Here is a 24,043-nt window from a genome sequence, read left to right as displayed (position 1 = left end):
AAGCATCTCTCGTAGTACAAAACAAAAAGCTGCATGGGTGAACAACTCATGCAGCTTTTTTATGGCCTTCGCGTAGGCGATGCGGCCGGCACTTATTGGGCCATGGGCGTGGGTTGTTCCAGCCGCCTGCCGAGGCTCACCACCGCATCGGTGCGGTAGCCGAGCGCCTCGTAGAAAGCCAGTACCTCGGGCTTGTCGCGCAGCACCTGCAAATTGAGCTTCGGACAGCCGCGCGCGGCGAGCTGACTTTCGGCGTGGCGCACGAGCCGCGTGCCGATGCCGAGGCGCCGCGCCGCCGGATCGACGGCCACCGAATAGAGCCAGCCGCGATGTCCGTCGTAGCCCGCCATCGCCGTGCCGATCACCGCGCCGTCTGCGTCGCGCGTGGCGACGAAAAACAGTTCGGGCTGCGTACCGAGCTTGTTCTCGATCGACAGACGCGGACTGCGGTGCGGGCGAGTCGTGTCCTGGTACTCAGGAAACGACTGCAGCCACAGCGCGATCACCGCGTCGGCGTCGGCTCGTGCGAAAGGGCGGATCGTGACGGACATCGCCTGGTTCCGGTCGATTACAGCGTATCGAGGATCGCGCGCAGCATCGCCATCATCTGGTCGATCTCTTCGTTCGTGACGTTGAGCGCGGGCATGAAGCGCAGCAGGTTCGGCCGCGCGGCGTTGAGCAGCAGGCCGTCCGGCTGCATCAGGCGCGCCTTCTCGACGATCTGCGGCCCGATGTCCTTGCCGAGCAGCAGGGCGCGCAGCAGGCCCTCGCCGCGCTCGCCTTCGAAGCCGCGTTCCGCCGAGAGTTCGAGCAGCTTCTCGCGCAGATACTCGCCGCGTGCGCGCACGCCTTCGAGGAAGCCCGGCGCCACCAGTTGCGAGATCACCGAATAGCCCACGGCCGTCATCAACGGGTTGCCGTTGTAGGTGCCGCCCTGGTCGCCGGCTTCGAACACGGCGATTTCCTTCTTCGCGAGCAACGCGGCGAGCGGCACGCCGCCGCCAATGCCCTTGCCGAGCGTCATGATGTCCGGCTCGACGCCCGAGAGTTCATACGCGAACAGCGTGCCCGCGCGGCCGCAGCCGCTCTGCACTTCGTCGACGATCAGCAGGATGCCGTGCTTTTGCGTGAGCGCGCGCAGTTGCTGCATGAACTCGCGCGTGGCGGGGATCACGCCGCCTTCGCCCTGGATCGGCTCGAGCATGACGGCGACGGTCTTCGCGCTGATGAGCTTTTCGACCGAGGCGATGTCGTTGAGGTCGGCCTTCGGGAAGCCCGGCACTTGCGGCGCGTAGATCGTGTCCCAGCCGGCCTTGCCGCTCGCCGACATGGTCGCGAGCGTGCGGCCGTGGAAGCTGTGGTCGAACGTGACGATCTCGTAGGCGCCGTCGCGATGCTTTTTGCCCCACTTGCGCGCGAGCTTGATCGCGCCTTCGTTGGCTTCCGCGCCGCTGTTGGCGAAGAACACCTTGTCGAAGCAGCTGTGTTCCGTGAGGAGGTTCGCGAGCTTCGCCATCGGCTCGTTGTAGAAGGCCGGCGACGGGTTGATGAGCAGGCGCGACTGCTTCTCGAGCGCTTCGATCATCCCTTCGTTGCAGTGGCCGAGACTGTTGACGGCCCAGCCCTGGATGAAGTCCAGATATCGCTTGCCTTCGTTGTCGTAGAGCCACGACCCCTTGCCATGCGTGAAAACGATTTCGGGCCGGTTGGTGATGTACATCAGCGACTCGGTCGGGTACTCGGAAAAATTCATGGCAACGGGCTCCGCGCTCAAGGGTTGCAACAAGGTTGGCAAGGAAGCCGCGACGAGGCGGCCGGAAAAACAAAAAGCCACGGCTGGCCGTGGCTTTCGTAATTCGAACTGCATGCGCGTGGGTGGGTAACGCGCGTCCGCAACGAAGCCAGGCCCTATTCGGGCGAGCGGCGACGTCGGAGAGCGGACAGGATGCGGTTCATGGGCGCAAGAATACGACAAGCGGATCGGCCGTGTAAACCGTCAATTGTGCGCGGCGGAAGAAATTTTCGTGACGGCAGTAGGCCGACCCGCCGCCACAAACTGTTTGAGGGATCGTGTCAGACCGGATTGGCGAGGTCCGCGGCGCTCGTGAACGAGTCCGCGTAGAACTCGTCTTCGGGCAGGCCGTGGTGCTGCGAGAAATCGCGCTGCGCCGATTCCACCATGACCGGCGCGCCGCACGCGTAGACCTGGTAGCCGGACAGGTCAGGCAGATCCTCGATCACCGCGCGATGCACGAAGCCCGTGCGGCCGGTCCAGTTGTCGCCCGCCGCAGGTTCCGAGAGCACCGGCACGAAGCGGAAGTTCGGGATGTCCTTCGCCCATTGCTCGGCGAGATCCAGCAGGTACAGATCCTTCTTCTGGCGCGCGCCCCAGTAGAGCGTCATGGGGCGGTTCAGGTTCTTGTGAGCCGCATGCTCGACGATCGCCTTGATCGGCGCGAAGCCGGTGCCCGAGGCGAGCAGGACGATCGGCTTCTCCGAGTCCTCGCGCAGGAAGAAGGTGCCGAGCGGCGCCTCGAAGCGCAGGATGTCGCGCTCCTTCATCTGCGTGAAGACGTGGTCGGTGAACTTGCCGCCCGGCATGTGGCGGACGTGCAGTTCGAGCGGGCCTTCTTCGTGCGGCGCGGTCGCCATCGAGTAGCTGCGGCGCGTGCCGTCCTTCAGGATGAATTCGAGGTACTGGCCGGCGAGGTACTGCAAGCGCTCGTTGGCGGGCAATTGCAGCTTCAGGACGATCACGTCGTCGGCACGGCGCTCGATCGCGGCGATGCGCGTGGGCAGCTTGCGCACCTGCATGTCGCCCACGCCCGCCACTTCGCGGATGTCGATTTCGAGGTCCGACTGGGCCGTCGCGCAGCACAGGAGCGCCATGCCGCGCGTGCGTTCGTCGTTCGAAAGCGCCGAGGCCGCGTGCGCGCGCTGCTCGATCTCGCCGCTGCAGACCGTGCCCTTGCACGAACCGCAAGCGCCGTTCTTGCAGCCGTAGGGCAGGCCGACGCCCTGGCGCAGGGCTGCGTTGAGGATGGGTTCGTCCGGTTCGACCTGGAACTGCCGGCCGCTTTGCTTGAGCGTTACGTTGAAAGCCATGTTCGATTGAAGCGTAAGTCCGAAATCCGTAAGGGCTGCCGCCGACTTGGGCCGACGGCTTAAAATGGGTCCACCATGATTGCCACACGAACCTTGCGCCGCGCGCGCATCCTGATTGTCGGTTGCGGCGACGTTGGCCTGCGCTGCGTCGCGCTGCTGCGTCCCCGCGCACGCGTGTTTGCGCTCACGAGCCAGCCGGCACGCGCGGCGTCGCTGCGCGAGGCCGGCACGGTCCCGCTGGTGGGCGACCTCGACGTGCGTGCGAGTCTTGCGCGGCTCGCCGGGCTCGCGAATGTCGTGCTGCACCTCGCGCCGCCGGAAAAATCCGGCGAAGACGACAACCGCAGCCGTCGTCTGATCGCCGCCCTGACCGCACGGCGCCGTTTGGCGGCGCGGCCGGCCGGGAGACCGCATGGGGCCGTGCGGCGCGGCGCGTCGGCAGGCCCGCGCGCGGCGTTGCCGGTGCGCCGCGAAGCGTTCTCTATTGTACCCGAGCGCACTATCGGGGCTGCGGGGGCCGCGAGGCCCGCGCGCATAAGGCCTGGCCGATTGAAGCTGGTTTATGCCAGCACGACGGGCGTTTATGGCGATTGCGAAGGCGCGCGTATCGACGAAACGCGGCCTGTGCGGCCTGCCAATGCGCGCGCCAAGCGCCGGGTGGCCGCCGAGAGCGTGCTGCGCCGCGCGACCGCACGCGGCGTGCTCACGGCTTCGATCGCGCGCATTCCCGGCATCTATGCGGCCAACCGCCTGCCGCTCGCGCGTCTCGCGAAGGGCACGCCGGCGCTGGTGGAGCGTGACGATGTCTACACGAGCCACATTCACGCCGACGATCTGGCCGCCATCATGGTGCGACTCGCCGCGCGCGGTCGCCCGGCGCGCGTGATACACGCGTCGGACGACAGCGAACTGAAGATGGGGGAGTATTTCGACCGCGTGGCCGATGTGTTCGGGCTCGCACGGGCGCCGCGCGTGAGCCGCGAAGAAGCGGAGCGCAGCCTCGAACCCATGCTGCTTTCGTTCATGCGCGAATCCCGGCGCCTTTCGAACCGGCGGCTCAAGCGGGAACTGGGCGTGAGACTGCGTTATCCGAGCGTCGACGATTTCCTGCGCACGCTGCCGCCGCACCCGTGAACACGGGGCGGCGGCATGGCGCAAGCGTGCCGTTCACGTGATGGCCGGCAGCGCTTCGAGCAGGAGGAAGCAGAACAGGGCGCCGATGAGCACGCCGATCAGGCTGGGCTGATATCGATGACGCAAACGCATCGACACGAGCAGCCCGCCGATCAACAGCACCCCCAGTGCCACGAACGCCATCAACACGTATGAAATTTGATATGTGCCGTTGATGAACATATCCCCCCTCCTTGCATCGCTTGTAATCATTGTTTAAACGAGTATAGGGCGCAACGTCAGGAAGGGCATGTTGCGGCGCGGCGGAAAGGGGACTGTTCTGACGATAGGGGTGCGGCACCGCACATAGCCGCAAGCGGGCGAAAGCGGCGCCGATACGGTGCGGATCAGCCCTCGCGCAGCGCGTCGAGCTCAGGTGCTTCGAGCCATCGCCAGGCGCCGGGCGCGAGATCCGCGGGCAGCGTGAAGCCGCCAATGCGCTCGCGGTGCAGTGCCTCGCAGCGATTGCCCGCTGCGGCGATCATGCGCTTGACCTGGTGGTACTTGCCTTCCAGCACTGTGAGTTCGAGCGCATGCTCGCCGCGCGCGCACGCATCGACGGCCGCGATCGGTTCGCGTTCCCCGTGCAGCAGGACGCCCGTGCGCAGCGCCTCGAGCTGCGTGTCGTCGAGCGCATGGCGTGTCGTTGCCACGTAGACCTTCGGCACCTTGCGTTTGGGCGACGTGAAGGCGTGAACGAACTGGCCGTCGTCCGAAAGCAGCAACAAGCCGGTCGTGTCCTGGTCGAGACGGCCGACACATTGCACGCCGCGCGCCGCGAGTGGTGCCGGCAGAAGGTGAAAGACACTCAAATGATGCTGCGGATCGCGCGAGCACTCGTAGCCGGCAGGCTTGTTCAGCGCTAGATAGGCACGTTCGTGAAACGGCCAGGATTCGGCGTCCACGCTGAAGCTGAGTCCCGCGGTGTCGAACGATGCGAGCGGATCGGCGCAGAGCGCGCCCGCCACGGCGACGCGCCCGTCGGCGATGAGCGCACGGCACTGGCGGCGCGAACCGAAACCCTGGCTGAAGAGAATGCTTTCGAGATTCATGAAGACCGGCGGACGGCGTCAAAACCGCTGCATTCTAACCGGCGCCGCGGTCCGGGGCGGGCGATGCGTCTCGCTCGCAGCAGGCTTCGAGGCGTCGTTCGCGAGGATGGCGTAACGTAGCGCGATGCATCGCGGATCTCCGCCGCCAAGTGGCGGCGCGGTTGCGCGATATCCAACCCTTTTTCCGGCGCGGCGCCGCGGAGTGCAGCGGTACAGGCACACCGCGGGGCCGCGCGTCAGTCTACAAGGAGGACAGCATGGCGAACACGATCGCGGATTATCTGGCGAAGACACTCGAAGCGGTGGGCGTGGAGCGCATCTGGGGCGTCACCGGCGACAGCCTGAACGGCTTGTCGTCGAGTCTGGAGCGTCTTGGCACGATTCGCTGGATGCACACGCGCCACGAGGAGGTGGCGGCGTTCGCGGCCGGCGCGGAAGCGGCGGCGACAGGGCGGCTCGCAGTCTGCGCCGGAAGCTGCGGGCCGGGCAACCTGCATCTCATCAACGGCCTCTATGATTGCCAACGCAACCATGTTCCCGTGCTCGCGATCGCAGCTCACATTCCGTCGACGGAGATCGGCCTCCACTACTTTCAGGAAACGCATCCGCAAGAGCTATTCAAGGAGTGCAGCCACTACGTCGAGCTGGTGACGAATGCCTCGCAGTTCCCGCGCGTGCTGGCGACGGCGTTGCGCACGGCCATCGACGAAAAGGGCGTGGCGGTGATCGTGCTGCCGGGCGACGTGGCCTTGCTTGAAGCGACGGGCGAGGAGCCGGTCTGGGCCCAGGCCGCGCGACCGTCGACGCTGCCCGCGGAGGCGGACATCGACCGGCTCGCCACCCTGCTGAACCGCTCGGAAGCTGTCACGCTGCTGTGCGGCAGCGGTTGCCAGGGCGCGCACGACGAGGTCGTGGCGCTGGCGGACACGCTCGGCGCCCCGACCGTGCACGCGCTGCGCGGCAAGCAGTACGTCGAATGGGACAACCCTTACGACGTGGGCATGACAGGGCTGATCGGCTTCAGCTCGGGCTATCACGCGATGATGTCGTGCGACACGCTCGTGATGCTCGGCACCGACTTCCCGTATCGCAACTTCTATCCGCAGCACACCAATATCGTGCAGATCGACCGCAATCCGGCGGCGCTCGGCAGGCGGGCGCCGCTTGCGCTCGGGCTCGTGGGCGACGTGCGCGAGACGTTGCGGGCGCTTGCGCCGAAGCTCACGCGCAAGACCGATCGCCGCTTCGTCGAGCGGGCGAAGGAGCACTACAAGAATGCGCGCCAAAGTCTCGACGACCTCGCGACACCGGCGCCCGCGGGCAAGCCGCTGCATCCGCAGTACGTGACGGCGCGCGTGGACGCGCTCGCGGCCGACGACGCGATCTTCGCCGTCGATGTCGGCACGCCTACGCTGTGGGCGGCGCGCTACCTCACGATGAACGGCAAGCGCCGGCTGCACGGCTCGTTCAACCACGGGTCGATGGCCAACGCGATGCCGCAGGCGCTCGGCGCGCAGGCGGCCCACGCGGGGCGACAGGTCATCTCGCTCTCGGGCGATGGCGGGCTCTCGATGCTGCTCGGCGACATCCTGACTTCGCGGCAGCTCGACCTGCCGATCAAGATCGTTGTCCTGAATAATGGCACGCTGGGCTTCGTCGCGATGGAGATGAAGGCGGGCGGTTACGTCGAAACGGGCACCGATCTCGCGGCGACGAACTTTGCCGATATCGCGAAGGGAGCGGGTATTTTCAGCGTGCGGGTGGAGACGTCGGAAGCGCTGGACGATGCGTTGCGCGCGGCGTTCGCGCATCCCGGGCCTGCGCTCGTCGACGTGGTGACGGCCAAGCACGAACTGGCCATGCCGCCGAAGCTGCAATGGGCGCAGGCCAAGGGCTTTAGCCTCTATATGCTGCGCGCGGTGTTGAGCGGGCGTGGAGACGAGGTGATCGAGCTCGCGCAGACTAATTTGCGTTGAGTTGGCTGACCGCCGTAAACGAACAAAGCCCCGCCATAGAGCGGGGCTTTGTTTTTTGAATCTGGTGCCTCGGGCCGGAATCGAACCGGCACTCCTTTCGGAACCGGATTTTGAGTCCGGCGCGTCTACCAATTTCACCACCGAGGCAGGCTCGGCGCCATCCGTCGCTATTTACGACGGCTACGCGCCGGGTAGCCGAGAATTATGACCTAATTCGGGCCGCCCGGCAACCGGCGCCCAGCACGCGCTTAAACCGTGCGCGAGAAGCGCTCCGGGCGCTGCGTGCCGAGGTAGCGGTCGAACACCATGGCGATATTGCGCACGAACATCCGCCCGGCCGGCAGCACTTCGAGCCGGTTCGTGCTGCGCGCGACGAGCCCGTCTTCCTCGAACGAGCGCAGGCGTTCGAGTTCGGGCGCGAAAGCGCTCGGGAAGCGCACGCCGTAGGCGGCCTCGAACTCGTCGAAACGCAGTTCGAGATTGCACATCAGCTCCGCGATGATGTCGCGGCGCAGCCGATCGTCGGCGCTCAGGCGAATGCCGCGTGCAATCGCGAGTCGCTTCGCATCGAGCGCGGCGCCGTAGCTGGGCAGATCCTTCGCGTTCTGCGCATAGACGTCGCCGACCTTGCCGATGGACGATGCGCCAAAGCCGATCAGGTCGCAGTCGGCGCGCGTGCTGTAGCCCTGGAAATTGCGATGCAGTGTGCGCCGCTTTTGAGCCAGCGCGAGTTCGTCGGTCGGCAGCGCGAAGTGATCCATGCCGATGTAGACGTAGCCGGCGTCGGTCAACTGTTCGACCACGAGCTGCAGCAGCGCGAGCCGTTCGGCGGGCGAGGGCAGCGTTGCCGCATCCATTTGCCGCTGCATCTTGAACAGATGCGGCATGTGCGCATAGCCGAATACCGAAAGGCGATCGGGCGCGAGCAACAGGATCGTATCGAGCGTGCGCCGGAAGCTCGCCACGGTCTGATGTGGCAGTCCGTAGATCAGGTCGGCGCTGATCGACTCGAAGCGGTTCGCGCGTGCCGCTTCGATGCATTCGACCGTCATCTCCAGCGGCTGCACGCGATTGATCGCGCGCTGCACGACCGGGTCGAAGTCCTGCACGCCGAGGCTCAGGCGATTGAAGCCGAGGCCGCGCAGATGTTCAATGGTGGCCGCCGAGGCTTCGCGCGGGTCGATTTCGATCGAGTATTCGCCTTCGTGATCGGGGCGCAGTGTGAAGTGCTCGCGGGTGGCGGCCATCAGCGCGCTCATCTCGTCGGGCGAAAGGAAGGTCGGCGTGCCGCCGCCCCAATGGAGCTGCGAAACGGGCCGCTTCGTGTCGAAGAGCGCGGCCTGCAGTTCCAGTTCACGGATCATCTGCTTCAGATACGGTTTCGCTCGGGTGCGGTTCTTCGTCGCAACTTTGTTGCAGCCGCAATAAAAGCAGACGGTGTCGCAGAATGGAATGTGGAAGTAAAGCGAAAGATCGGTTTCTTCGGCACCGGGGTCGGTGGCGGCGCGGAAGTAGTCGGCGGGATCGAAGTCTTCGCGGAACTGCAGTGCGGTTGGGTAGGACGTATACCGTGGGCCGTTCGCGCCGTACTTGGCCAGCAGGTCGGGGCGAAACAGGAGGTCGGCGTTGCGCATGCGGGGCTCTCGTCGTTGGGGCGCCGTGCGGCTGTGGGCGGCGCCATTGTCAGGCCATACTCGGGTATTACTCGGGCCTGGCACCGGACGGCATAATTTCTTGCGCCGGATTGATCCAGTTTAAGAGTGCGGTGCGTTTGGCGTTTGTGTAAAAAGGTCGCAGCCGGCAATGGCACAATGCGTCTGGTTCGTCGCGAGGCGGATCGTATCGACTGATTCAGGAAGCAGATGGTGAGTGCCGTTTCCCCCTTCGACGTGCCGGGTCACGCATGTCGCCCCGGTTGCGGCGCGTGCTGTATCGCGCCGTCCATCACGAGCCCGATTCCGGGCATGCCCGGGGGCAAGCCCGCGGGCGTGCGCTGCATTCAGCTTGGCGAGGATCTGCAATGCGCGATCTTCGGTTCACCGCTGCGGCCCGCGTGCTGCTCGGGGCTGCAGCCGCAGGCCGAGATGTGCGGCGCCTCGCGTGAAGCGGCGATAGTCTGGCTTACCCGGCTCGAGTCGGCGACGCAGCCCTCGCCCGACGCCTGAGTGCGTCCTTCCCATGTTTCGAACGGCAGGCCTTGCGCCGCCCTTCAAGGAGATTTCGCATGATCCATACCGCAACGCGCGTTTCCCGACGAGCCTTCCTCCTCGCGGCATGTGCCGCGGCGGGTGCGGCCATGTCGCTGGGCGCGTGTGCGACGGGCACGTTCCCGTTCATTCCCGATCACTACACGTTCTCGCAGGAGCAGGTGCAGGCGGCGGTTCAGCGCAAGTTCCCGTATCACCGCTCGCTGCAGCAGCTCTTCCAGGTGACGCTGACGAATCCCGTCGTCGTGCTGCAGCCCGATCGCAACCGTGTGGCCGTTCGCCTCGACGCCGAGCTTCAGAGCCCGCTGTTGCAGCAGCCCGTCGATGGCGTCTTCACGCTGTCGAGCGCGCTTGCATGGGACGCCGCGAGCCGCTCGGTCGTGCTCCAGTCGCCTTCGGTCGACAGCGTGGACATGCAGGGCGCGGCCGCCGCCTACGGACAGCAGGTGGGCGCCGTGGCGGCGCTCGCGGCGGCGCAGTTGCTCAACGACTATCCCGTCTACACGTTCAAGCCCGAGCAATTGCAGTTTGCCGGGGTCAACTACGAACCGGGTACAATCAACATCCTTACAAACGGCATACGAGTGCAGATCGTCGAGAAATAAGCCGACGCGACGCCGCCGCGTGCAGCCGCCGGCGGTCCCTTCCTCCGTCCGGCGCGAACCCCCCCGCGAGGATACGGATGGACTGGATACTGTTCTGCAAGGCTTTGATTCTGGGTGTCGTCGAAGGGCTGACCGAGTTTCTTCCGGTATCGAGCACCGGCCACCTGATCGTTGCGGGCAGCGCGCTCAACTTCGACGGCGACTACGAGAAAACCTTCGACGTCGTGATCCAGTTCGGAGCGATTCTCGCCGTGTGCTGGGAATTTCGCGGCAAGATCGGCAACGTGATCGCGGGGCTGCCCACCCGGCCCGACGCGCGGCGCTTCGCGTTGAACGTGATCGTCGCGACCGTGCCTGCCGTCGCGCTCGGCCTGTTGTTCGAAAAGGCGATCAAGTCGGTGCTGTTCTCGCCGGTGCCCGTCGCGTTCGCGCTGGTGGCGGGCGGCGTCGTCATACTTTGGGTGGAGGGGCGGCGGCGACACCCCGGTGTGCCGGCCGCGCAGATTCCCGCGCGAGTGCGCTCGATCGACGACATTCGTCCGCTGGACGCGTTCAAGGTCGGTTGTGCGCAGTGTTTCGCGCTGATTCCGGGCATGTCGCGCTCCGGTTCGACGATCATCGGCGCGATGCTGTTCGGTTTCGAACGGCGTGTCGCCACCGAGTTTTCTTTTTTCCTGGCGATTCCGGTGATCTTCGGCGCCACCGTCTACGAATTGCACAAGAACTGGCAGGCGCTCTCGGTCGACTGGCTGAGTTTGTTCGGTGTGGGCTTCGTGGCTGCGTTCGTCAGCGCGTTCGCCTGCGTGCGCTGGCTGCTGCGCTTCGTTGCCTCGCACGACTTCACGGCGTTTGCCTGGTATCGCATCGTGTTCGGCCTCGTCGTCCTGCTGTTCGGCCTCGTCGTCCTGCTGTTCGGCTATGGCGGCGGGCTTGGCTGGGAAGACTGAAAATCGAAAGGGGCGCCTCGTGCGCCCCTTGTGCTTGTTGCTGTCCGACAGACCGTTCAGTCCGCGCGGCGGCGGAACACGAGGTCCCATACGCCATGGCCCAGGCGCAAGCCCCGCCGCTCGAACTTCGTGACGGGACGATAATCCGGGCGCGGCGCGTAGCCGTCCGCGGTGTTCTGCAGCGCCGGGTTGGCACCCAGTACTTCCAGCATCTGTTCGGCGTAATTCTGCCAGTCGGTGGCGCAGTGCAGGTAGGCGCCCGGCTTCATGCGCGAAACCAGCAGTTCGACGAACTTCGGCTGGATCAGGCGGCGCTTGTGATGGCGCGCCTTGTGCCACGGATCCGGGAAGAAGATGTGCGCGCCGTCGAGGCTCGCGGGCGCGATCATCTGTTCGAGCACCTCGACCGCGTCGTGCTGGATGATGCGGATGTTCGCAAGGTTCTGCTCGCCGATCAGCTTGAGCAGCGCACCGACACCCGGTTCATGCACCTCGACGCCGAGGAAGTCGTCGTCCGGCCGCAGCGCGGCGATTTCCGCCGTGCTCGCACCCATGCCGAAGCCGATCTCCAGCACGCGCGGCGCGCGGCGGCCGAACACGGCGTCCCAGTCCGCCGGTTGCGGCGCGTAGGGGACGACGAAGCGAGGGCCGAGATCGTCGAGCGCGCGACGCTGGCCAGTCGAAACACGGCCGGCGCGTGTCACGAAACTGCGGATGCGGCGGCGGTGCAGGACGTCGGCCGAAACGCTTTCGGCGGACTCGTGCGGCTCGCCCGATGCGTCGGGCAGCGGGCAGTCGGACGGGACTGCGTCGTTCGGATCGTGATTCATCTTCGAGGATGGACAGGTGAGGGCAGCACGCGTTGCAACCGGCTGTGCGGCACGAGACGGGCAGGCCAGGCGGGGCGTTTGCGTCTGCTGAAACAGGATATTGCAGGATCGCGGGATCGGGGTCAGGCGGCGGGGCGGACAGGTGGCAGACGGAGCCCGCGGATGTCGCAGGCGCTGCCATGGCGACCGGCGCCGAAACCGACGCGCATTATAGCAGTGCCGGCACGGAGGCCTGCCGGGCGACGTTGGATCCTGATTCGGCTCCTCAATCTGCCGAGATCGTGATGTGGACGGGCGTGGGATCGGTCAGCTCGAAAGCGTCGATGCGGCAGGCCCGCACATCCAGCAGCAGGCGTTCGAGTTGCGCGGCGCGGTCGAGAAGCGGTTGGGCCTCTGAGGGGACGCACTCGCCGGCGTCCGCCAGCAGCTTCTTGCGGGCGCGCGCGATCAGCGCGATCGCGCTGGGGCGGGAGATAAAAAATCGTTCCATCGTTGACGGCCGCGCGGGTTGCGCGAGGCGAGTCGGGGTAAGCCGGATCACGGCGCGCCAGCGTGACAAACGCCGGGATGACCCAGGATGAGCCGAACTTCGAATCTGCGACGAGGGGATTCAGGGCAGCCCGGGATTCCTGCACGAGGCCCTGAGTTGGGCTCCGGTAGGTCCGGTAAGGTCATGCGGCACGATGAGCCGATGTGGAGCGGGCGATGGGAATCGAACCCACGTCTCCAGCTTGGGAAGCTGGGGTAATGGCCATTATACGACGCCCGCAGAGCCGGTGATTCTACAGGGAATTTTGGGGTTTGGGCAGTGGGGTGGTTTGGAGGCTGGCGTCGAAACTGGGGTGGCTTGCTGGCGGAGCGGTGGCATCGCTGGCATGGGCGTCAGCGGTCGGCCATCATGCGCCATTCGTCGGCGCACTCGACCGGACATTCGAATGTCATTGGTATGCCTGAAAGCGACCGTCCCGCCCATCCATCAAGTTTCACGCCCAAATGCCGTTGTTACAAGCGAGAACACAGGTATCCAAATAACACCGATGGAAAAATCTGATACGCATAAATTTCGCCGCTCATCCGGTTTGAGCGGCCATATTGTGCTGCTGCGACAGAACAAGCGAGCCATCTTGGTTCTCATGGCTGCAATCGCTGGGGTTATTTACCTGTTCGATATTTACCCCGAACAGCAAATGCAGGAATTTCGGTCGGAGCCGACGGTCACGGAGACCGGCAAGGTCATAGCACTTGGTAAACAATCATTTACGGTTCAACTTGCACAGGGTCCGGTCACTACACCGTCTACGCTGCCTGCCCACCTGGGTGACACCGTTGAGGTTCGACACATGAAGGAGCATCCGGCGCGTGTGATAAATGTCCGTCGTGTAGAGAGCCAATAATGTGGACTCGGCGGTACGTAACGGCATACGGGCGGGGTCGTACAACGTGTCCGGGGCGACGAGACCGTAATTCTTGGCATTTCAGGCCGAGGTCGTAGATCGGTCGGCTCTCAGGAGAATCTTGGCATCTTGATCAAAACGGAGTCGGCTGCGACAGTCGTCCGGCCTTTCGCTTGCAGAACAGCTTCATTCGGGCGTTATAGCTCTTATCCATTGCTGAAATTCCTATGAAACTCATAACTCGAAATTTCTTGCTCGTTGCAGTTCTTCTCTCGGTGTCCAATCTCGCTTCGGCTCTCGATGACCGTTTGGCTGGTAACTGGCAGGGTCAAAGGGACAAGGATGGAAAATGTTCCTATCTGGCGTGGACTATGAAAAGATCATTGGACGGAAAGTTCGAAATTGCGTTCTACAAAAATCCTGAAAAGACTCAGCTTTTTGATGAAGAGCGAGGCCGGTGGGAAACGAAGGACGACAAGATTTCAATCATCACGGAGGGCACTCCCACGCCCGATGTCTACACGTACACTGTTATAGACAACGATACCGTTCATTTTTCGGCCATCAAGCGAGACCCTTCGGCCGATTGCATGGCCGACTATGAGTTCACTGATCATCGGGTTAAACAGTAAAGATCCTCGATACTCTCGGAGCGAGCGGTATACCTCCAGCAAGAGACGCTGAGCCGGTCGCGTGCCGAAGGACCGCTCAGGGTCGGTTTGGTGCGTTCGCCGTTGGCCCGGATTCGGCCATTTTCGGACAATCGACGTCCGCGCCTAGATCGGCAACAATTGAAAGACCAAAGACACAACCCAACGAGCGAAATGACCCTGGACAGTGAGCATCTGACATTGCAAGAGGCGTACCTCGCGATGTATGAATTTATTGTTGAACTCTACCAACGGACGAATTCTGACGATCTTGGGTCACTCTTGGGAGATCTAAGTCTGCTTTCGGACGGAACAACTGCCGACCCCGCTGCGTGGCGGGACTGGCTTCAGTGCGTTGGAAAAGCACGTCGCGGTGGAGTAGACGCCGGTTTAGTTATAACTCCGCCGTCCCACTAGAGCGTGGCAATCGCGATAGAGCTACTTTCAGTTGGAGATGCGCGGCGGGGCAAAGTCTGCGCCTGACTCTTACGCAGACGGTGCCCAAGACCCTGGGCGCGGTCGGTATTATCCACTGGTGCCTCTTACGGGGTGTCCTTCCCCCCGCCGCGACGACAGTATATAGGCCTTGCGCAGTTGGCCAAATAGCTGACCGCACCGAATGACGGCTAACGAGAAAACCGAAGGTCTCCTCCGGGTCGCTTATGCCCTTTGCATCCCGCGTCCGCCCGAGACGATCGTCGCGTTCGGTCGTCGAGCGGTAGCTACCAGGAGCGGACCGTCGACTCCAGCGCCTGGATCGTCGACAATCCCGCCCACCGCAATCACGTTCATAGCTGGCAGGGACGCTTTGCCTATGTTTTCCGGGCTTTCCCGGCTTCATTCGAAAATTGTTGCCACATGGTCACGACGCCGAGCTTTCCAAGAAGATACACAACGATAAGAGTGATTGCCTTTACGCTGATGCTGCAAAGCGTGTACTCGCTTCAAATGTTCGCCTACGTGGGATTTATGTGGTCGCGCTCATGGTCGACAGTAAAGGCGACGTTACCGTGGCAGCTACTAATGTGCGACGCGGTTTGGCTCATGTCTACCGTCGGATGTCTGGTCGCGAGCATCGCCTTGTGCTATGGACGCGCTTGGGGCCGAACGCTCTACGTATGGACGGCGTTCGGCAATATCGCGTTGACCGCATTGCTTCCTTTCCGGCTTTTTGTGTTGATTTCGCTACCACTGACTGGCCTGTTTGTTGCCCTTCTGTATAGCAGGAGGAGCAGTGACTTCCTGGAAGGTAACGATCATATGCCGGGACCTTCGGTACGGGATCTGATTCGAATTGGCACTATCAGCGTCTCGTGCCTACTTCATTTTCTTGCAATGTCGTTCGCGGCAAGCCGTACAGGCTGGCTATTGCTCCTGATGCCACATGGCCGTCCAATGAGCCTGCTCGTTGCCGCGACAATCACACTTTTCATTGGCGTTGCGCTTTCTCGCAAGGGACAGCGCGCGTGGAACTGCGGCATGGCCTTGATGATTTTCTCTGTCTCGACGGCTAGCCAACTACTCATCTACACAACAACGAGCACGCCGCTTGTCAAATACTTGCCTCCGCCTTTTAGGTTCACGCCGTTCCCGTGGTCCGTGATGATTGTGTACACGGGATTGGTAGCGCTCGTTGCTACTGCGCTTTTGCAGTGGACACGCCCACCTCGCCGCCGACCTTCTCTGGAAATGCCTGATTTTTCGTGATGATTTGCTCGCCTGGCGATCATCGGCATTGCCGTTGTTGCAAAGCAATCCATTTATCGGCGGCGTTCTGGGTCATACCCAGCTCGGCACGCCTTGCCTTGATATTGCTTGCTACCTTGCGCGACTGGGAACAAGGTCGCTTTGCGCCGTCGGGCGCGGTGTTGTGCCTGCTACGCTTCCCGAACTGACGGCTGAACTTGCCGCGTAGTTCCCACTGATCGTATTTGCCCGGATGGAGCCCGCCTTTGAGCGGGCTTTTTCATAACGCCGCCGCCCGCACCCCTCAAATCCCAAACAGCGTAAGCGACACCGCCGCGCGCGTGATCACCATCAGAAGCACCTGCACGATGACGAAGAGCAGGATCGGCGAAAGATCGAGTCCGCCGAACTGCGGGATGATGCGGCGCAGCGGGTTGAGGAACGGCGCCGTCAGCTGGAACAGCACCGGCATGGCCGGCGACTGCGGATTGAGCCACGACAGCAGCGCCATCAGGATCGTGAGCCAGATCAGCAGATTGAGCGCCCATTTCACCACCGTCAGCAAGGCGACGATGACCAGGGTCGGCAAGAGGCCGAACGGATCGACGCCGGCCAGCCAGACCGTCGCCAGCACGTAGGCCATGGCGGCGATCAGCGCGGCGATCACGCTGGCCCAGTCGATGCCGCGCATGCCGGGAATGACGCGTCGCAGCGGCAGCACCAGCCAGTTGGTCACTTGTTGCACGGCGTGGCTGACCGGGTTGTAGGCAGCCACCCGGACGTACTGCAGCCACGCGCGCAAAAGCAGGGCAGCGCCGAACAGCGTGAAAATCGTATTGAGCAGAAAGCGGGCGATATCGCCGAACATCGGTGTTTTTTCTCCGTAGGGCTGGCGGTGGCGCGGGCGGCCGCCGGGTCGTGATCGGGGGTGAGGCGGTGTCGCTCAGACCGAGACCTTGATCTCGCTGATCAGGATCGTGCCATTTCCGCCGTCGGTGTAGTTGGGAATGTCGTCGAGCAGCGTTTTGGCATTCGGCTGGAACATGGCGTAGAACGCTTCCGCGGTGTCGAACAGGAAGTGGCCCGCCGCGACATATGGCGGCGGCGTGCCCGGCGGCCCCGCATTGATGCCGACATCGACCGACCAGCCGCGCAGCGCGTCGCCGAACAGACGCGCGGCAAGCGGCATGTGCCGCGTGCAGTAGTACTCGCTGTCGAAGCGTCCGTTTTCGCGGTACGGATAAAGGATGCTGACCTTGATCATTGTGCGTTCTCGTCGGTGAATCCCGGGACGCGCGCCGTATGGTCCGGGCGACGCGCGCCGTTGCCACATTACCACGGCTTGCGCGGGCGCTGTGTAGTGCAGCGCGCCGACGCGCCCGCATTCTGCGCAGCCTGCACACGTGCGCGACCTATGTTCGATATCGTACCGATACGCAGGAGCGTGACGGCTACAAAGGACGCAGGATAGATAGTCCGCCGGTCAAGCTGCCGGGCCTATGTATTGCCTGCGCCGCCTGTGGCGCGGAAATTGCTCGAATTCCCGGCCGCCAGCCCAGCGGCCTGGCTCAACGAGATCGACAATGCAAGTGGGATATGCGCTATGGATGCGGCTATCTCACAACAAGGCAGTCAATGTCTCAAAATTTAAGCACAATGGTCTCAAGTGTTTCGGTTTTGTCGTTGCAGTCCCGTGCTGTTTCCTGTCGGTAGTCCGATTCGGGAGTTCGCCATGAGCATCTTCGCTTACCGAAAGCATCTGCGGTTTCTTACGCCCGTCCAGCGGCGCCGCTGGTGGGATCAGAAGAAGCGCCTGAAGCCCAGGGTGCAGATTAGCGGTGCTTACGTGCCACCCAGCATCACCCGCGAGTTCACCTATGTGAAGGTTGGATAGGAGCCGACATCGCTGCCACGGCGGCGTTCATGAGCCAGTCCAGGATGCCCGGTCGACGACCGGGCATCGTCGTTTACCGGTGCGGAGAATGGCGCCTCCAGCCAATTTGTAATCAAACTTTACCGGGCAATTTGTCCCGCCGGGCCTGCCGGGCGGTAAGAATGACAGCCCGCCACAACGTCTGACGATTCATGCCTTGGGGCGGCGCGTCTGCGGGGTTCTACTAATGCGTGCCTGTCGCACGGGTGCGTCAGAGGGCAGCACGCTGTAAAAACGGGCTTGCAATTTGCAACAAATGCCCACCGCCAGGGCGCCGTGTTTTCGATACATTGGAATCGTCGGTTGTGTCCGTCTGTCTAACAGATTGAAGTTGGCGCCGTTGCTGGCTGTCAGGAGAAGAGAAGTGAAAAAGACCGTTTCGTTTATCGTTGCCGCTGCGCTGGGTCTGGGGCTCGCCAGCGCGGCCGAGGCGCACGTTTCGGTGGGTATCGGTATCGGCATTCCCGTAGCACCCGCTTATCCGGTGTACGCTGCGCCGGTCTATGCGCCGCCTCCGCCGCCCGTCGTTTATGCACCGCCGCCGGTGGTCTATGCGCCGCCGCCCGCGGTTGTCGTCGGCGGCTACTGGGGCCATCCGTACTGGGGTCATCCGTATTATCACGGCTACTACCACGGTTATCACGGCTATTACCACGGCGGTTATTACCGTCGTTGATCGCGCGGGCGGCCACGGGCCGCCCCGTGGTGGTTGTGCGCAAACGGCGCAACGCGGGCTCTGCCACGTTGCGCCGTTTGCTTTTTGCGCGTCGCCTGGTGCGGCGCCTTCGTGTAATCAGGACGCGTGCTGAACGATCAGATCGCGATAGCCGTGCACGATCACGCTATACGAGAACCAGGCGAAGAGCAGCGCGGACACCACGTGACAGGCGCGCAGCAGCGCGGTGCCGGCGCGCTTGCGTCCGTGACTCGCGAGGCCGCAGAGAAAGAGGGTCCAGCCGAGGCCGCCGAGGAAGAAGCCGGAGAGAAATAGCGCCGCCGCGCCCGCGCTCGTCGCGCCCGACTTCGCAATCAGCGCGCCGCCCACTGCCGCGAACCACAGGATCGCGCTCGGCGAAGAAAGCGCGAGCAGCACGCCGCGCATGAAGCCGCGCCAGGGGCTGGGCAGCGGCGAGGCGAGGTCCGCCTCGCCCTCGACAGGCGGCGCGGCGGCCGGGTTGAGCGCCTCGCGCGCCATCTTCCAGGTGAGCATCAGCAGAATGGCCGAGCCGCCGATCCAGACGACCCAGCGTACGGCCTCGAACTGCAGCAGCGCCGCCATGCCCGCGAGGGCGAGCGCCGCATAGATGAGGTCGCCGAAACAGGAACCGAGGCCCAGCCAGAATCCTGGCCGGAAGCCGTGCGAGAGCGTGAGCGAGAGGATTGCGACGTTGACGAGGCCGATGTCGAGGCAGAGCGAGAGCGAAAGGAAAAAACCGTCGGAAAGCAGGGAGAAGTGCGGCATTGATGCGATTTCTTGTTCGAATGGGACGCGCGGCGCGTCCGGATTTCAGGGCGTCCACACCTTGCGCGCGGGCGCCCATAGTAAGCTTTCGTTAATCAAACGCCAATACACAAGTATTTGAGTTCGACGTACTCGTCGATGCCGTACTTCGAGCCCTCGCGCCCGAGCCCCGACTGCTTGACACCGCCGAACGGCGCTACCTCGTTCGAGATGAGGCCCGTGTTGATTCCCACCATCCCATATTCGAGCGCTTCGGCCACGCGCCAGACGCGCGCGATGTCGCGGCTGTAGAAGTACGCCGCAAGGCCGAAATCGGTGTCGTTGGCGAGGCGGACCACATCCGCTTCGTTCTCGAAGCGCAATACGGCCGCGACCGGCCCGAAGGTCTCTTCCTGTGCGATCAGCATGTCGCGCGTGACGTTCGCGAGCACGGTCGGCTCGACGAAGCGGCCCTCGCGCACGCTGCCTCCCGTGACGAGCGTGGCGCCCTTCGCAGTGGCGTCATCGATGTGCTGGACCACCTTTTCGACTGCAGCGTCGTCGATCAGCGGGCCCTGGGTCACGTCCGACTCGAAGCCGTTGCCCACGCGGATGCTGCGCGAGGCCGCGGCGAGCTTGCCGACGAATGCGTCGTAGACGGAGTCGTGCACGTAGAAGCGGTTCGTGCAGACGCAGGTCTGGCCCGCATTGCGGTACTTCGAGATCATGGCGCCCTCGACCGCCGCGTCGAGATCGGCGTCGTCGAACACGATGAACGGTGCGTGGCCGCCGAGTTCCAGCGCGATCTTCTTGACCGTCGGCGCGCACTGCCGCATGAGAATGCGGCCCACCGGCGTGGAACCCGTGAACGACAGATGCCGCACGAGGTCGCTTTCGCACAGCACTTTGCCGATTTCGATCGAGTTTGCCGCGTCGGCCGTCAGGACATGGAACACGCCGCGCGGCACGCCCGCGCGCTGCGCGAGCTCTGCAAGCGCCAGTGCGCAAAGCGGCGTCTGCTCGGCGGGCTTCACGACGATCGTGCAGCCCGCCGCGAGCGCGGGCGCGACTTTGCGGGTGATCATCGCGATGGGGAAATTCCAGGGCGTGATCGACGCGCAAACGCCGATTGGCTGCTTCAGTACGACTAATTTTCTGTCTGCCGCGGGACTCGCCAGGACGTCGCCGTTCACGCGCTTCGCTTCTTCCGCGAACCATTCGAGAAACGAGGCGCCGTAGGCGACCTCGCCGCGCGCTTCGGCAAGCGGCTTGCCCTGTTCGGCCGTCATGATGACGGCAAGGTCTTCCGCATGCTCGGTCACGAGTTCGAACCAGCGGCGCAGAACCGCCGCGCGCGCTTTGCCCGTGAGTGCGCGCCACGCAGGCAGGGCCGCATGCGCCGCGGCGATTGCGCGGCGCGCCTCGTCGGGGCCACAGTCCGGCAGGCGGGTGATCTCGGCGTTGTCGGCGGGGTCGAACACGGCGAACTCCGTCGTGCCGCCGCTCCATTCGCCGTCGATCCAGGCACGGGTCTTGAAAAGTGCGGGGTCCTTTAACTGTGTCAAGCGCTCCGATGCCAACTGACTCATCTTCGTGTCTCCTGAGTGCGTGAGCGGCGGGCAGGAGACGCGCGGCGCCTCAGAGCCCGAGTTCGTCGTACAGCTTGTCGACGCGGGTCTTCACGTCGGCGTTCATTTCGATTGCGCGGCCCCATTCGCGCGAGGTTTCGCCCGGCCACTTGTTGGTCGCGTCGAGGCCCATCTTCGAGCCGAGCCCGGCAACGGGCGAGGCGAAATCCAGATAGTCGATAGGTGTGTTCTCGACGAGGACGGTGTCGCGCGCGGGGTCGATGCGCGTGGTGATCGCCCAGATCACTTCCTTCCAGTCGCGGATGTTCACGTCATCGTCGACCACGACGATGAACTTTGTATACATAAACTGGCGCAGGAAACTCCAGACGCCGAACATCACGCGTTTGGCGTGCCCGGGATAGCTTTTCTTCATCTGCACGATCGCCATGCGATAGCTGCAGCCTTCGGGCGGCAGATAGAAGTCGGTGATTTCGGGAAACTGCTTCTGCAGCAGCGGCACGAACACCTCGTTGAGCGCCACGCCCAGCACGGCGGGCTCGTCGGGCGGTTTGCCCGTGTAGGTGGAATGGTAGATCGCGTCGCGGCGCATCGTGATGCGCTCGACCGTGAAGACAGGGAACCACTCCTGCTCGTTGTAGTAGCCGGTGTGATCGCCGTACGGGCCTTCGAGCGCGTGCTCGTACGCGGCGCTGGCGCCCTTCGTGGGACGCGGCGGCGCGCCGGCGGGCGCCGGTTCGGGAGCGCCCGCCTGCGGATAAATGAACCCTTCGAGGACGATTTCCGCGCGCGCCGGCACTTGCAGCGCGTCCACGCCGGGCGTCAGGCACTTCGCGAGTTCGGTCCGGCTGCCGCGCAGAAGGCCGGCGAACTGGTATTCGGAAAGCGTGTCGGGCACGGGCGTCACGGCGCCGAGAATGGTCGCCGGATCGGCGCCGAGCACGACTGCCACCGGGTAGGGCTGGCCGGGATGGCGCAGCGCGAATTCGCGGAAGTCGAGCGCGCCGCCCCGGTGCGCGAGCCAGCGCATGATGAGCTTGTTGCGGCCGATCAACTGCTGGCGGTAGATGCCGAGGTTCTGGCGCGTCTTGTTCGGCCCGCGTGTTACGGTGAGCCCCCACGTGACGAGCGGGCCGGCGTCGCCGGGCCAGCAGGTCTGGATGGGCAGCTTCGCAAGATCGACGTCCTGGCCCTCCCAGACGATTTCCTGGCACGGCGGCGAGCCAATCGCCTTCGGCGCCATGTCCCAGACGGCCTTCGCCAGTGTGAACAGCTTGCCGGCGTCCTTCAGGCCGCGCGGCGGATCGGGTTCCTTGAGCGCGGAGAGCAGGCGGCCCACGTCGCGCAGCGATTCCAGCGCGGCGTCGTCGCCCGCGCCGCCTTGATCCGGTGCGGGCGCGTCGATGCCCATGCCAAGCGCAACGCGGCGCGGTGTGCCGAACAGGTTGCCGAGGACCGGGAACGCATAGGTCGAGCGGTTCTCGAAGAGGAGTGCCGGGCCGCCCGCGCGCAACACGCGATCGCACAGCTCGGTCATTTCCAGCACCGGGGAGACGGCTTGCGGCACGCGGCGCAGTTCGCCGAGGCTCTCGAGGCGGCCGATGAAGTCGCGCAGGTCTTTGTATTTCATCAGGAAAGGGTCGGGGCCACAGCGGCGGCAGCTGCAGGCGCCACGAGCGACGCAAAGGCGCGTGCGCGCGGCGGGTCGATTGTCGATTTTACCTGTGTTGGTTCCCGCACGCTGCTCACCACAATGCGAAATGGTTACAAACGGCAGATAACCGGCCGCAAACGCGCATGGCGCGCGGGTCTCGACCGATTGAACGCTGTTCATCATTACAATTAGTTATAGATTTGACAATCTATAGTATTGACGATCTATAAAACGCTGCTAGAATCCGTCCACACTGGTTGCAGGGCTTGCAATTTTTAGCCATCGTCCCGGTCCTTCAGACGCAACGCGTCGCCGTTTAGCCGACTCCCTGCACGGCTTTTCACGGTCTAGATTGGTTGTCCATCGCCAGCGCGCCTGTGCGCTGGCTTTTTGCGTGAGAACTCCCGCGCGCCCTCGCGCGTGCCTCAAGCAGTAACGGAGGAGTTCCACCACGGCGTACTCGCCGTTTTCCCGACGCCGCTGCCGCACCAGCCAGGGCGCGCGGTGTCTTGATCCTGCATCGGGCTGATGGCCTCGTGCCGCTCCCGTTTGGCCGGATCATGCAACATGGGGAGATCTGTAGATGAATACCTGGTTATCGTGGTGGCGCGCCGACGAGCGTGTAGCTCTTGGCCTGCGTGCGCTGCTGCGGCGTGGCACCCGTCTGAGCCATCACCTGTTCAGCATTGTCGGCGGTTGTGCCGTCCTGCTCGCGCTTGCCCTCTGGCTGCTGCCCACGTGGCGCGGCACGCTGGCCGCGCGCGTCATGCCCTTCGTTTCGGCGGCCGTGCAGGCCGGTCCGGCGCGCCTCCTGCAGGGCAACCCGCTGCCTTCGCTCGTGCCTTCGGGGGCTGCGGGCGACGACAGCGAGAACGACGGTTCGACGCTGCCGGTGGCACTTACGCCCGACGCCGGCGCAAATAGCGGCGGCAATGCGCAGCCGGGGCCCGGTTTGGCGACGCTCGACGCCGCCACGCTGAATGGCCTCGATCCGCGTTCGCTGCCGAGCGTCGGCACGCTCGCACACATGATTCCGTCGCAGCGCATCACGCCCGATGCCCGTGACGACCGCGTCCTCGTTTCGGAGGGCGAGCAGGCGCTGGTCGCTACCTATCTCGCGCGCCGCTATCGCGTGGCACAGGAACCGGTGGGCGAGCTCGTCAAGGCTGCGTTCGATACCGGCCGGGAAGTGGGGCTCGATCCTTTGCTGCTGCTGGCGGTGATGGCGATCGAGTCGGGCTTCAATCCGTATGCCGAGAGCGGCGTAGGTGCGCAGGGCCTGATGCAGGTGATGTCGAAGGTCCACTCCGACAAGTTCCAGTACTTCGGCGGCCAGAATGCGGCGCTCGATCCGGTTGCGAACATCAAGGTCGGCGCGCTCGTGCTGAAGGATTGCATCGCGCGCGGCGGCTCGTTGCCGGGCGGCCTGCGTTTGTACGTCGGTTCGACGTCGCAGGACGACGGCGGCTACGGCGCGAAAGTGATGGCCGAGCGCTCGCGTCTGCGCGATGTGGCCCGCGGCCGCAACGTGCCGATCAATGCGCCGCAGGCGCCCGTCACCACGGCCGCGGCCACGACGGCTGTGCCGCAGAAGGTGGCGAGCAACAAGCGCGTGCAGGTGACGCTCGACGGCGCTCATCCGATCGTCGAGAAGCCGGCGGTTACGCCCGTCAAGGCGGATCCGGATCAGGACGACGCCAGCGCGAGCGCGCAGAAGCATGCTTCCTCGCCCGAGCTTGGCGCATAAGTTGTCAGCAACGTAGCGGCCGGTCGATCGCCGGGCAAAAAAATGGCACCCTCG

The 24,043-nt window shown here is 64.2% G+C and carries 24 protein-coding genes and 2 tRNA genes; 11 read left to right on the top strand and 15 right to left on the bottom strand.

Annotated features, from left to right (window positions below; all coding sequences use genetic code 11):
- Nucleotides 1-92 precede the first annotated feature (92 nt).
- From BAC01S_RS07105 to BAC01S_RS07095, 3 genes are all read right to left on the bottom strand, one after another.
- Nucleotides 93-551, bottom strand: coding sequence for a GNAT family acetyltransferase (locus BAC01S_RS07105; protein ID WP_043201529.1), 459 nt, complete (start codon nucleotides 549-551; stop codon nucleotides 93-95).
- A 17-nt stretch (nucleotides 552-568) separates the two neighbouring features.
- The gene (locus BAC01S_RS07100) at nucleotides 569-1,753 is read right to left on the bottom strand and encodes an acetylornithine transaminase (protein ID WP_027794126.1); all 1,185 of its coding nucleotides are present in this window, start codon (nucleotides 1,751-1,753) and stop codon (nucleotides 569-571) included.
- Nucleotides 1,754-2,073: 320 nt separating this feature from the next.
- On the bottom strand, nucleotides 2,074-3,105 hold the full coding sequence (locus tag BAC01S_RS07095) for a CDP-6-deoxy-delta-3,4-glucoseen reductase (RefSeq protein ID WP_027794125.1): 1,032 nt from the start codon (nucleotides 3,103-3,105) through the stop codon (nucleotides 2,074-2,076).
- A gap of 75 nt (nucleotides 3,106-3,180) precedes the next feature.
- On the opposite strand from BAC01S_RS07095, the gene BAC01S_RS07090 reads away from it, so the two are divergent.
- Nucleotides 3,181-4,239: an NAD-dependent epimerase/dehydratase family protein gene (locus BAC01S_RS07090; RefSeq protein ID WP_027794124.1), complete on the top strand. Its 1,059-nt coding sequence runs from the start codon at nucleotides 3,181-3,183 to the stop codon at nucleotides 4,237-4,239.
- A gap of 33 nt (nucleotides 4,240-4,272) precedes the next feature.
- Here the strand turns inward: BAC01S_RS07090 and BAC01S_RS07085 are convergent, their stop codons facing one another.
- Together BAC01S_RS07085 and BAC01S_RS07080 are read right to left on the bottom strand one after the other, a co-directional pair.
- Nucleotides 4,273-4,461 (bottom strand): hypothetical protein, encoded by a 189-nt coding sequence (locus BAC01S_RS07085; RefSeq protein WP_027794123.1) that lies wholly within the window; start codon nucleotides 4,459-4,461, stop codon nucleotides 4,273-4,275.
- Nucleotides 4,462-4,625: 164 nt separating this feature from the next.
- Nucleotides 4,626-5,330 carry a pseudouridine synthase gene (locus BAC01S_RS07080; protein WP_027794122.1) on the bottom strand — a complete coding sequence of 235 codons (705 nt, stop codon included), beginning with the start codon at nucleotides 5,328-5,330 and terminating at the stop codon, nucleotides 4,626-4,628.
- A 257-nt stretch (nucleotides 5,331-5,587) separates the two neighbouring features.
- Between BAC01S_RS07080 and poxB the strand changes: the two genes are divergently transcribed.
- Complete coding sequence (gene poxB, locus BAC01S_RS07075) at nucleotides 5,588-7,306, top strand: ubiquinone-dependent pyruvate dehydrogenase (protein WP_027794121.1); 1,719 nt, start codon at nucleotides 5,588-5,590, stop codon at nucleotides 7,304-7,306.
- Between the two features lie 62 nt (nucleotides 7,307-7,368).
- On the opposite strand, the gene BAC01S_RS07070 is transcribed toward poxB, so the two are convergent.
- Nucleotides 7,369-7,453: transfer RNA gene (locus BAC01S_RS07070), tRNA-Leu, on the bottom strand.
- A 101-nt stretch (nucleotides 7,454-7,554) separates the two neighbouring features.
- Complete coding sequence (gene hemN, locus BAC01S_RS07065; RefSeq protein WP_027794120.1) at nucleotides 7,555-8,940, bottom strand: oxygen-independent coproporphyrinogen III oxidase; 1,386 nt, start codon at nucleotides 8,938-8,940, stop codon at nucleotides 7,555-7,557.
- A 228-nt stretch (nucleotides 8,941-9,168) separates the two neighbouring features.
- Between hemN and BAC01S_RS07060 the strand changes: the two genes are divergently transcribed.
- The 3 genes from BAC01S_RS07060 (at nucleotide 9,169) to BAC01S_RS07050 (ending at nucleotide 11,065) form a co-directional block, all read left to right on the top strand.
- Nucleotides 9,169-9,471 carry a YkgJ family cysteine cluster protein gene (locus BAC01S_RS07060; RefSeq protein ID WP_027794119.1) on the top strand — a complete coding sequence of 101 codons (303 nt, stop codon included), beginning with the start codon at nucleotides 9,169-9,171 and terminating at the stop codon, nucleotides 9,469-9,471.
- 59 nt (nucleotides 9,472-9,530) lie between these two features.
- Nucleotides 9,531-10,118: a DUF1439 domain-containing protein gene (locus BAC01S_RS07055; RefSeq protein WP_027794118.1), complete on the top strand. Its 588-nt coding sequence runs from the start codon at nucleotides 9,531-9,533 to the stop codon at nucleotides 10,116-10,118.
- 77 nt (nucleotides 10,119-10,195) lie between these two features.
- Nucleotides 10,196-11,065, top strand: coding sequence for an undecaprenyl-diphosphate phosphatase (locus BAC01S_RS07050; RefSeq protein WP_027794117.1), 870 nt, complete (start codon nucleotides 10,196-10,198; stop codon nucleotides 11,063-11,065).
- Nucleotides 11,066-11,121: 56 nt separating this feature from the next.
- Here BAC01S_RS07050 and trmB read toward each other — a convergent pair whose 3' ends face one another.
- The 3 genes from trmB to BAC01S_RS07035 all read right to left on the bottom strand — a co-directional run bounded on the left by trmB (nucleotide 11,122) and on the right by BAC01S_RS07035 (nucleotide 12,664).
- Nucleotides 11,122-11,895 (bottom strand): tRNA (guanosine(46)-N7)-methyltransferase TrmB, encoded by a 774-nt coding sequence (gene trmB / locus BAC01S_RS07045; RefSeq protein ID WP_027794116.1) that lies wholly within the window; start codon nucleotides 11,893-11,895, stop codon nucleotides 11,122-11,124.
- A 265-nt stretch (nucleotides 11,896-12,160) separates the two neighbouring features.
- Nucleotides 12,161-12,385 carry a hypothetical protein gene (locus tag BAC01S_RS07040; protein ID WP_027794115.1) on the bottom strand — a complete coding sequence of 75 codons (225 nt, stop codon included), beginning with the start codon at nucleotides 12,383-12,385 and terminating at the stop codon, nucleotides 12,161-12,163.
- A 204-nt stretch (nucleotides 12,386-12,589) separates the two neighbouring features.
- Nucleotides 12,590-12,664 (bottom strand) — tRNA-Gly (locus tag BAC01S_RS07035).
- A 166-nt stretch (nucleotides 12,665-12,830) separates the two neighbouring features.
- Between BAC01S_RS07035 and BAC01S_RS34465 the strand changes: the two genes are divergently transcribed.
- The 3 genes from BAC01S_RS34465 to BAC01S_RS07025 all read left to right on the top strand — a co-directional run bounded on the left by BAC01S_RS34465 (nucleotide 12,831) and on the right by BAC01S_RS07025 (nucleotide 15,646).
- Nucleotides 12,831-13,289, top strand: a complete 459-nt coding sequence (locus BAC01S_RS34465; protein WP_156954342.1) for a hypothetical protein — start codon at nucleotides 12,831-12,833, stop codon at nucleotides 13,287-13,289.
- Nucleotides 13,290-13,516: 227 nt separating this feature from the next.
- Nucleotides 13,517-13,921, top strand: a complete 405-nt coding sequence (locus tag BAC01S_RS07030; RefSeq protein ID WP_027794114.1) for a hypothetical protein — start codon at nucleotides 13,517-13,519, stop codon at nucleotides 13,919-13,921.
- 921 nt (nucleotides 13,922-14,842) lie between these two features.
- Nucleotides 14,843-15,646, top strand: coding sequence for a hypothetical protein (locus BAC01S_RS07025; RefSeq protein ID WP_027794113.1), 804 nt, complete (start codon nucleotides 14,843-14,845; stop codon nucleotides 15,644-15,646).
- Between the two features lie 283 nt (nucleotides 15,647-15,929).
- On the opposite strand, the gene BAC01S_RS07020 is transcribed toward BAC01S_RS07025, so the two are convergent.
- The gene (locus tag BAC01S_RS07020) at nucleotides 15,930-16,493 is read right to left on the bottom strand and encodes a YggT family protein (protein WP_027794112.1); all 564 of its coding nucleotides are present in this window, start codon (nucleotides 16,491-16,493) and stop codon (nucleotides 15,930-15,932) included.
- A gap of 75 nt (nucleotides 16,494-16,568) precedes the next feature.
- Entirely contained in the window at nucleotides 16,569-16,889 is a 321-nt protein-coding gene (locus BAC01S_RS07015) for an EthD family reductase (protein WP_027794111.1), read from the bottom strand.
- Nucleotides 16,890-17,357: 468 nt separating this feature from the next.
- Between BAC01S_RS07015 and BAC01S_RS35035 the strand changes: the two genes are divergently transcribed.
- Nucleotides 17,358-17,519: a hypothetical protein gene (locus tag BAC01S_RS35035; RefSeq protein WP_169740107.1), complete on the top strand. Its 162-nt coding sequence runs from the start codon at nucleotides 17,358-17,360 to the stop codon at nucleotides 17,517-17,519.
- Between the two features lie 403 nt (nucleotides 17,520-17,922).
- Nucleotides 17,923-18,234: a hypothetical protein gene (locus BAC01S_RS07005; RefSeq protein ID WP_027794110.1), complete on the top strand. Its 312-nt coding sequence runs from the start codon at nucleotides 17,923-17,925 to the stop codon at nucleotides 18,232-18,234.
- 117 nt (nucleotides 18,235-18,351) lie between these two features.
- Here BAC01S_RS07005 and BAC01S_RS07000 read toward each other — a convergent pair whose 3' ends face one another.
- The 3 genes from BAC01S_RS07000 to BAC01S_RS06990 form a co-directional block, all read right to left on the bottom strand.
- A complete protein-coding gene (locus BAC01S_RS07000; protein WP_027794109.1) occupies nucleotides 18,352-19,020 on the bottom strand; it encodes a LysE family translocator in 669 nt (222 codons plus the stop codon).
- A gap of 95 nt (nucleotides 19,021-19,115) precedes the next feature.
- Complete coding sequence (locus BAC01S_RS06995; protein WP_027794108.1) at nucleotides 19,116-20,588, bottom strand: NAD-dependent succinate-semialdehyde dehydrogenase; 1,473 nt, start codon at nucleotides 20,586-20,588, stop codon at nucleotides 19,116-19,118.
- Between the two features lie 49 nt (nucleotides 20,589-20,637).
- The gene (locus tag BAC01S_RS06990) at nucleotides 20,638-22,218 is read right to left on the bottom strand and encodes a UbiD family decarboxylase (protein WP_027794107.1); all 1,581 of its coding nucleotides are present in this window, start codon (nucleotides 22,216-22,218) and stop codon (nucleotides 20,638-20,640) included.
- Between the two features lie 607 nt (nucleotides 22,219-22,825).
- On the opposite strand from BAC01S_RS06990, the gene BAC01S_RS06985 reads away from it, so the two are divergent.
- Nucleotides 22,826-23,989: a transglycosylase SLT domain-containing protein gene (locus tag BAC01S_RS06985; RefSeq protein WP_027794106.1), complete on the top strand. Its 1,164-nt coding sequence runs from the start codon at nucleotides 22,826-22,828 to the stop codon at nucleotides 23,987-23,989.
- Nucleotides 23,990-24,043 lie beyond the last annotated feature (54 nt).

Source organism: Paraburkholderia acidipaludis NBRC 101816 (genome assembly GCF_000684975.1).
Classification (GTDB): Bacteria; Pseudomonadota; Gammaproteobacteria; order Burkholderiales; family Burkholderiaceae; genus Paraburkholderia; species Paraburkholderia acidipaludis.
This window is presented reverse-complemented; position numbering and strand designations above follow the sequence as displayed.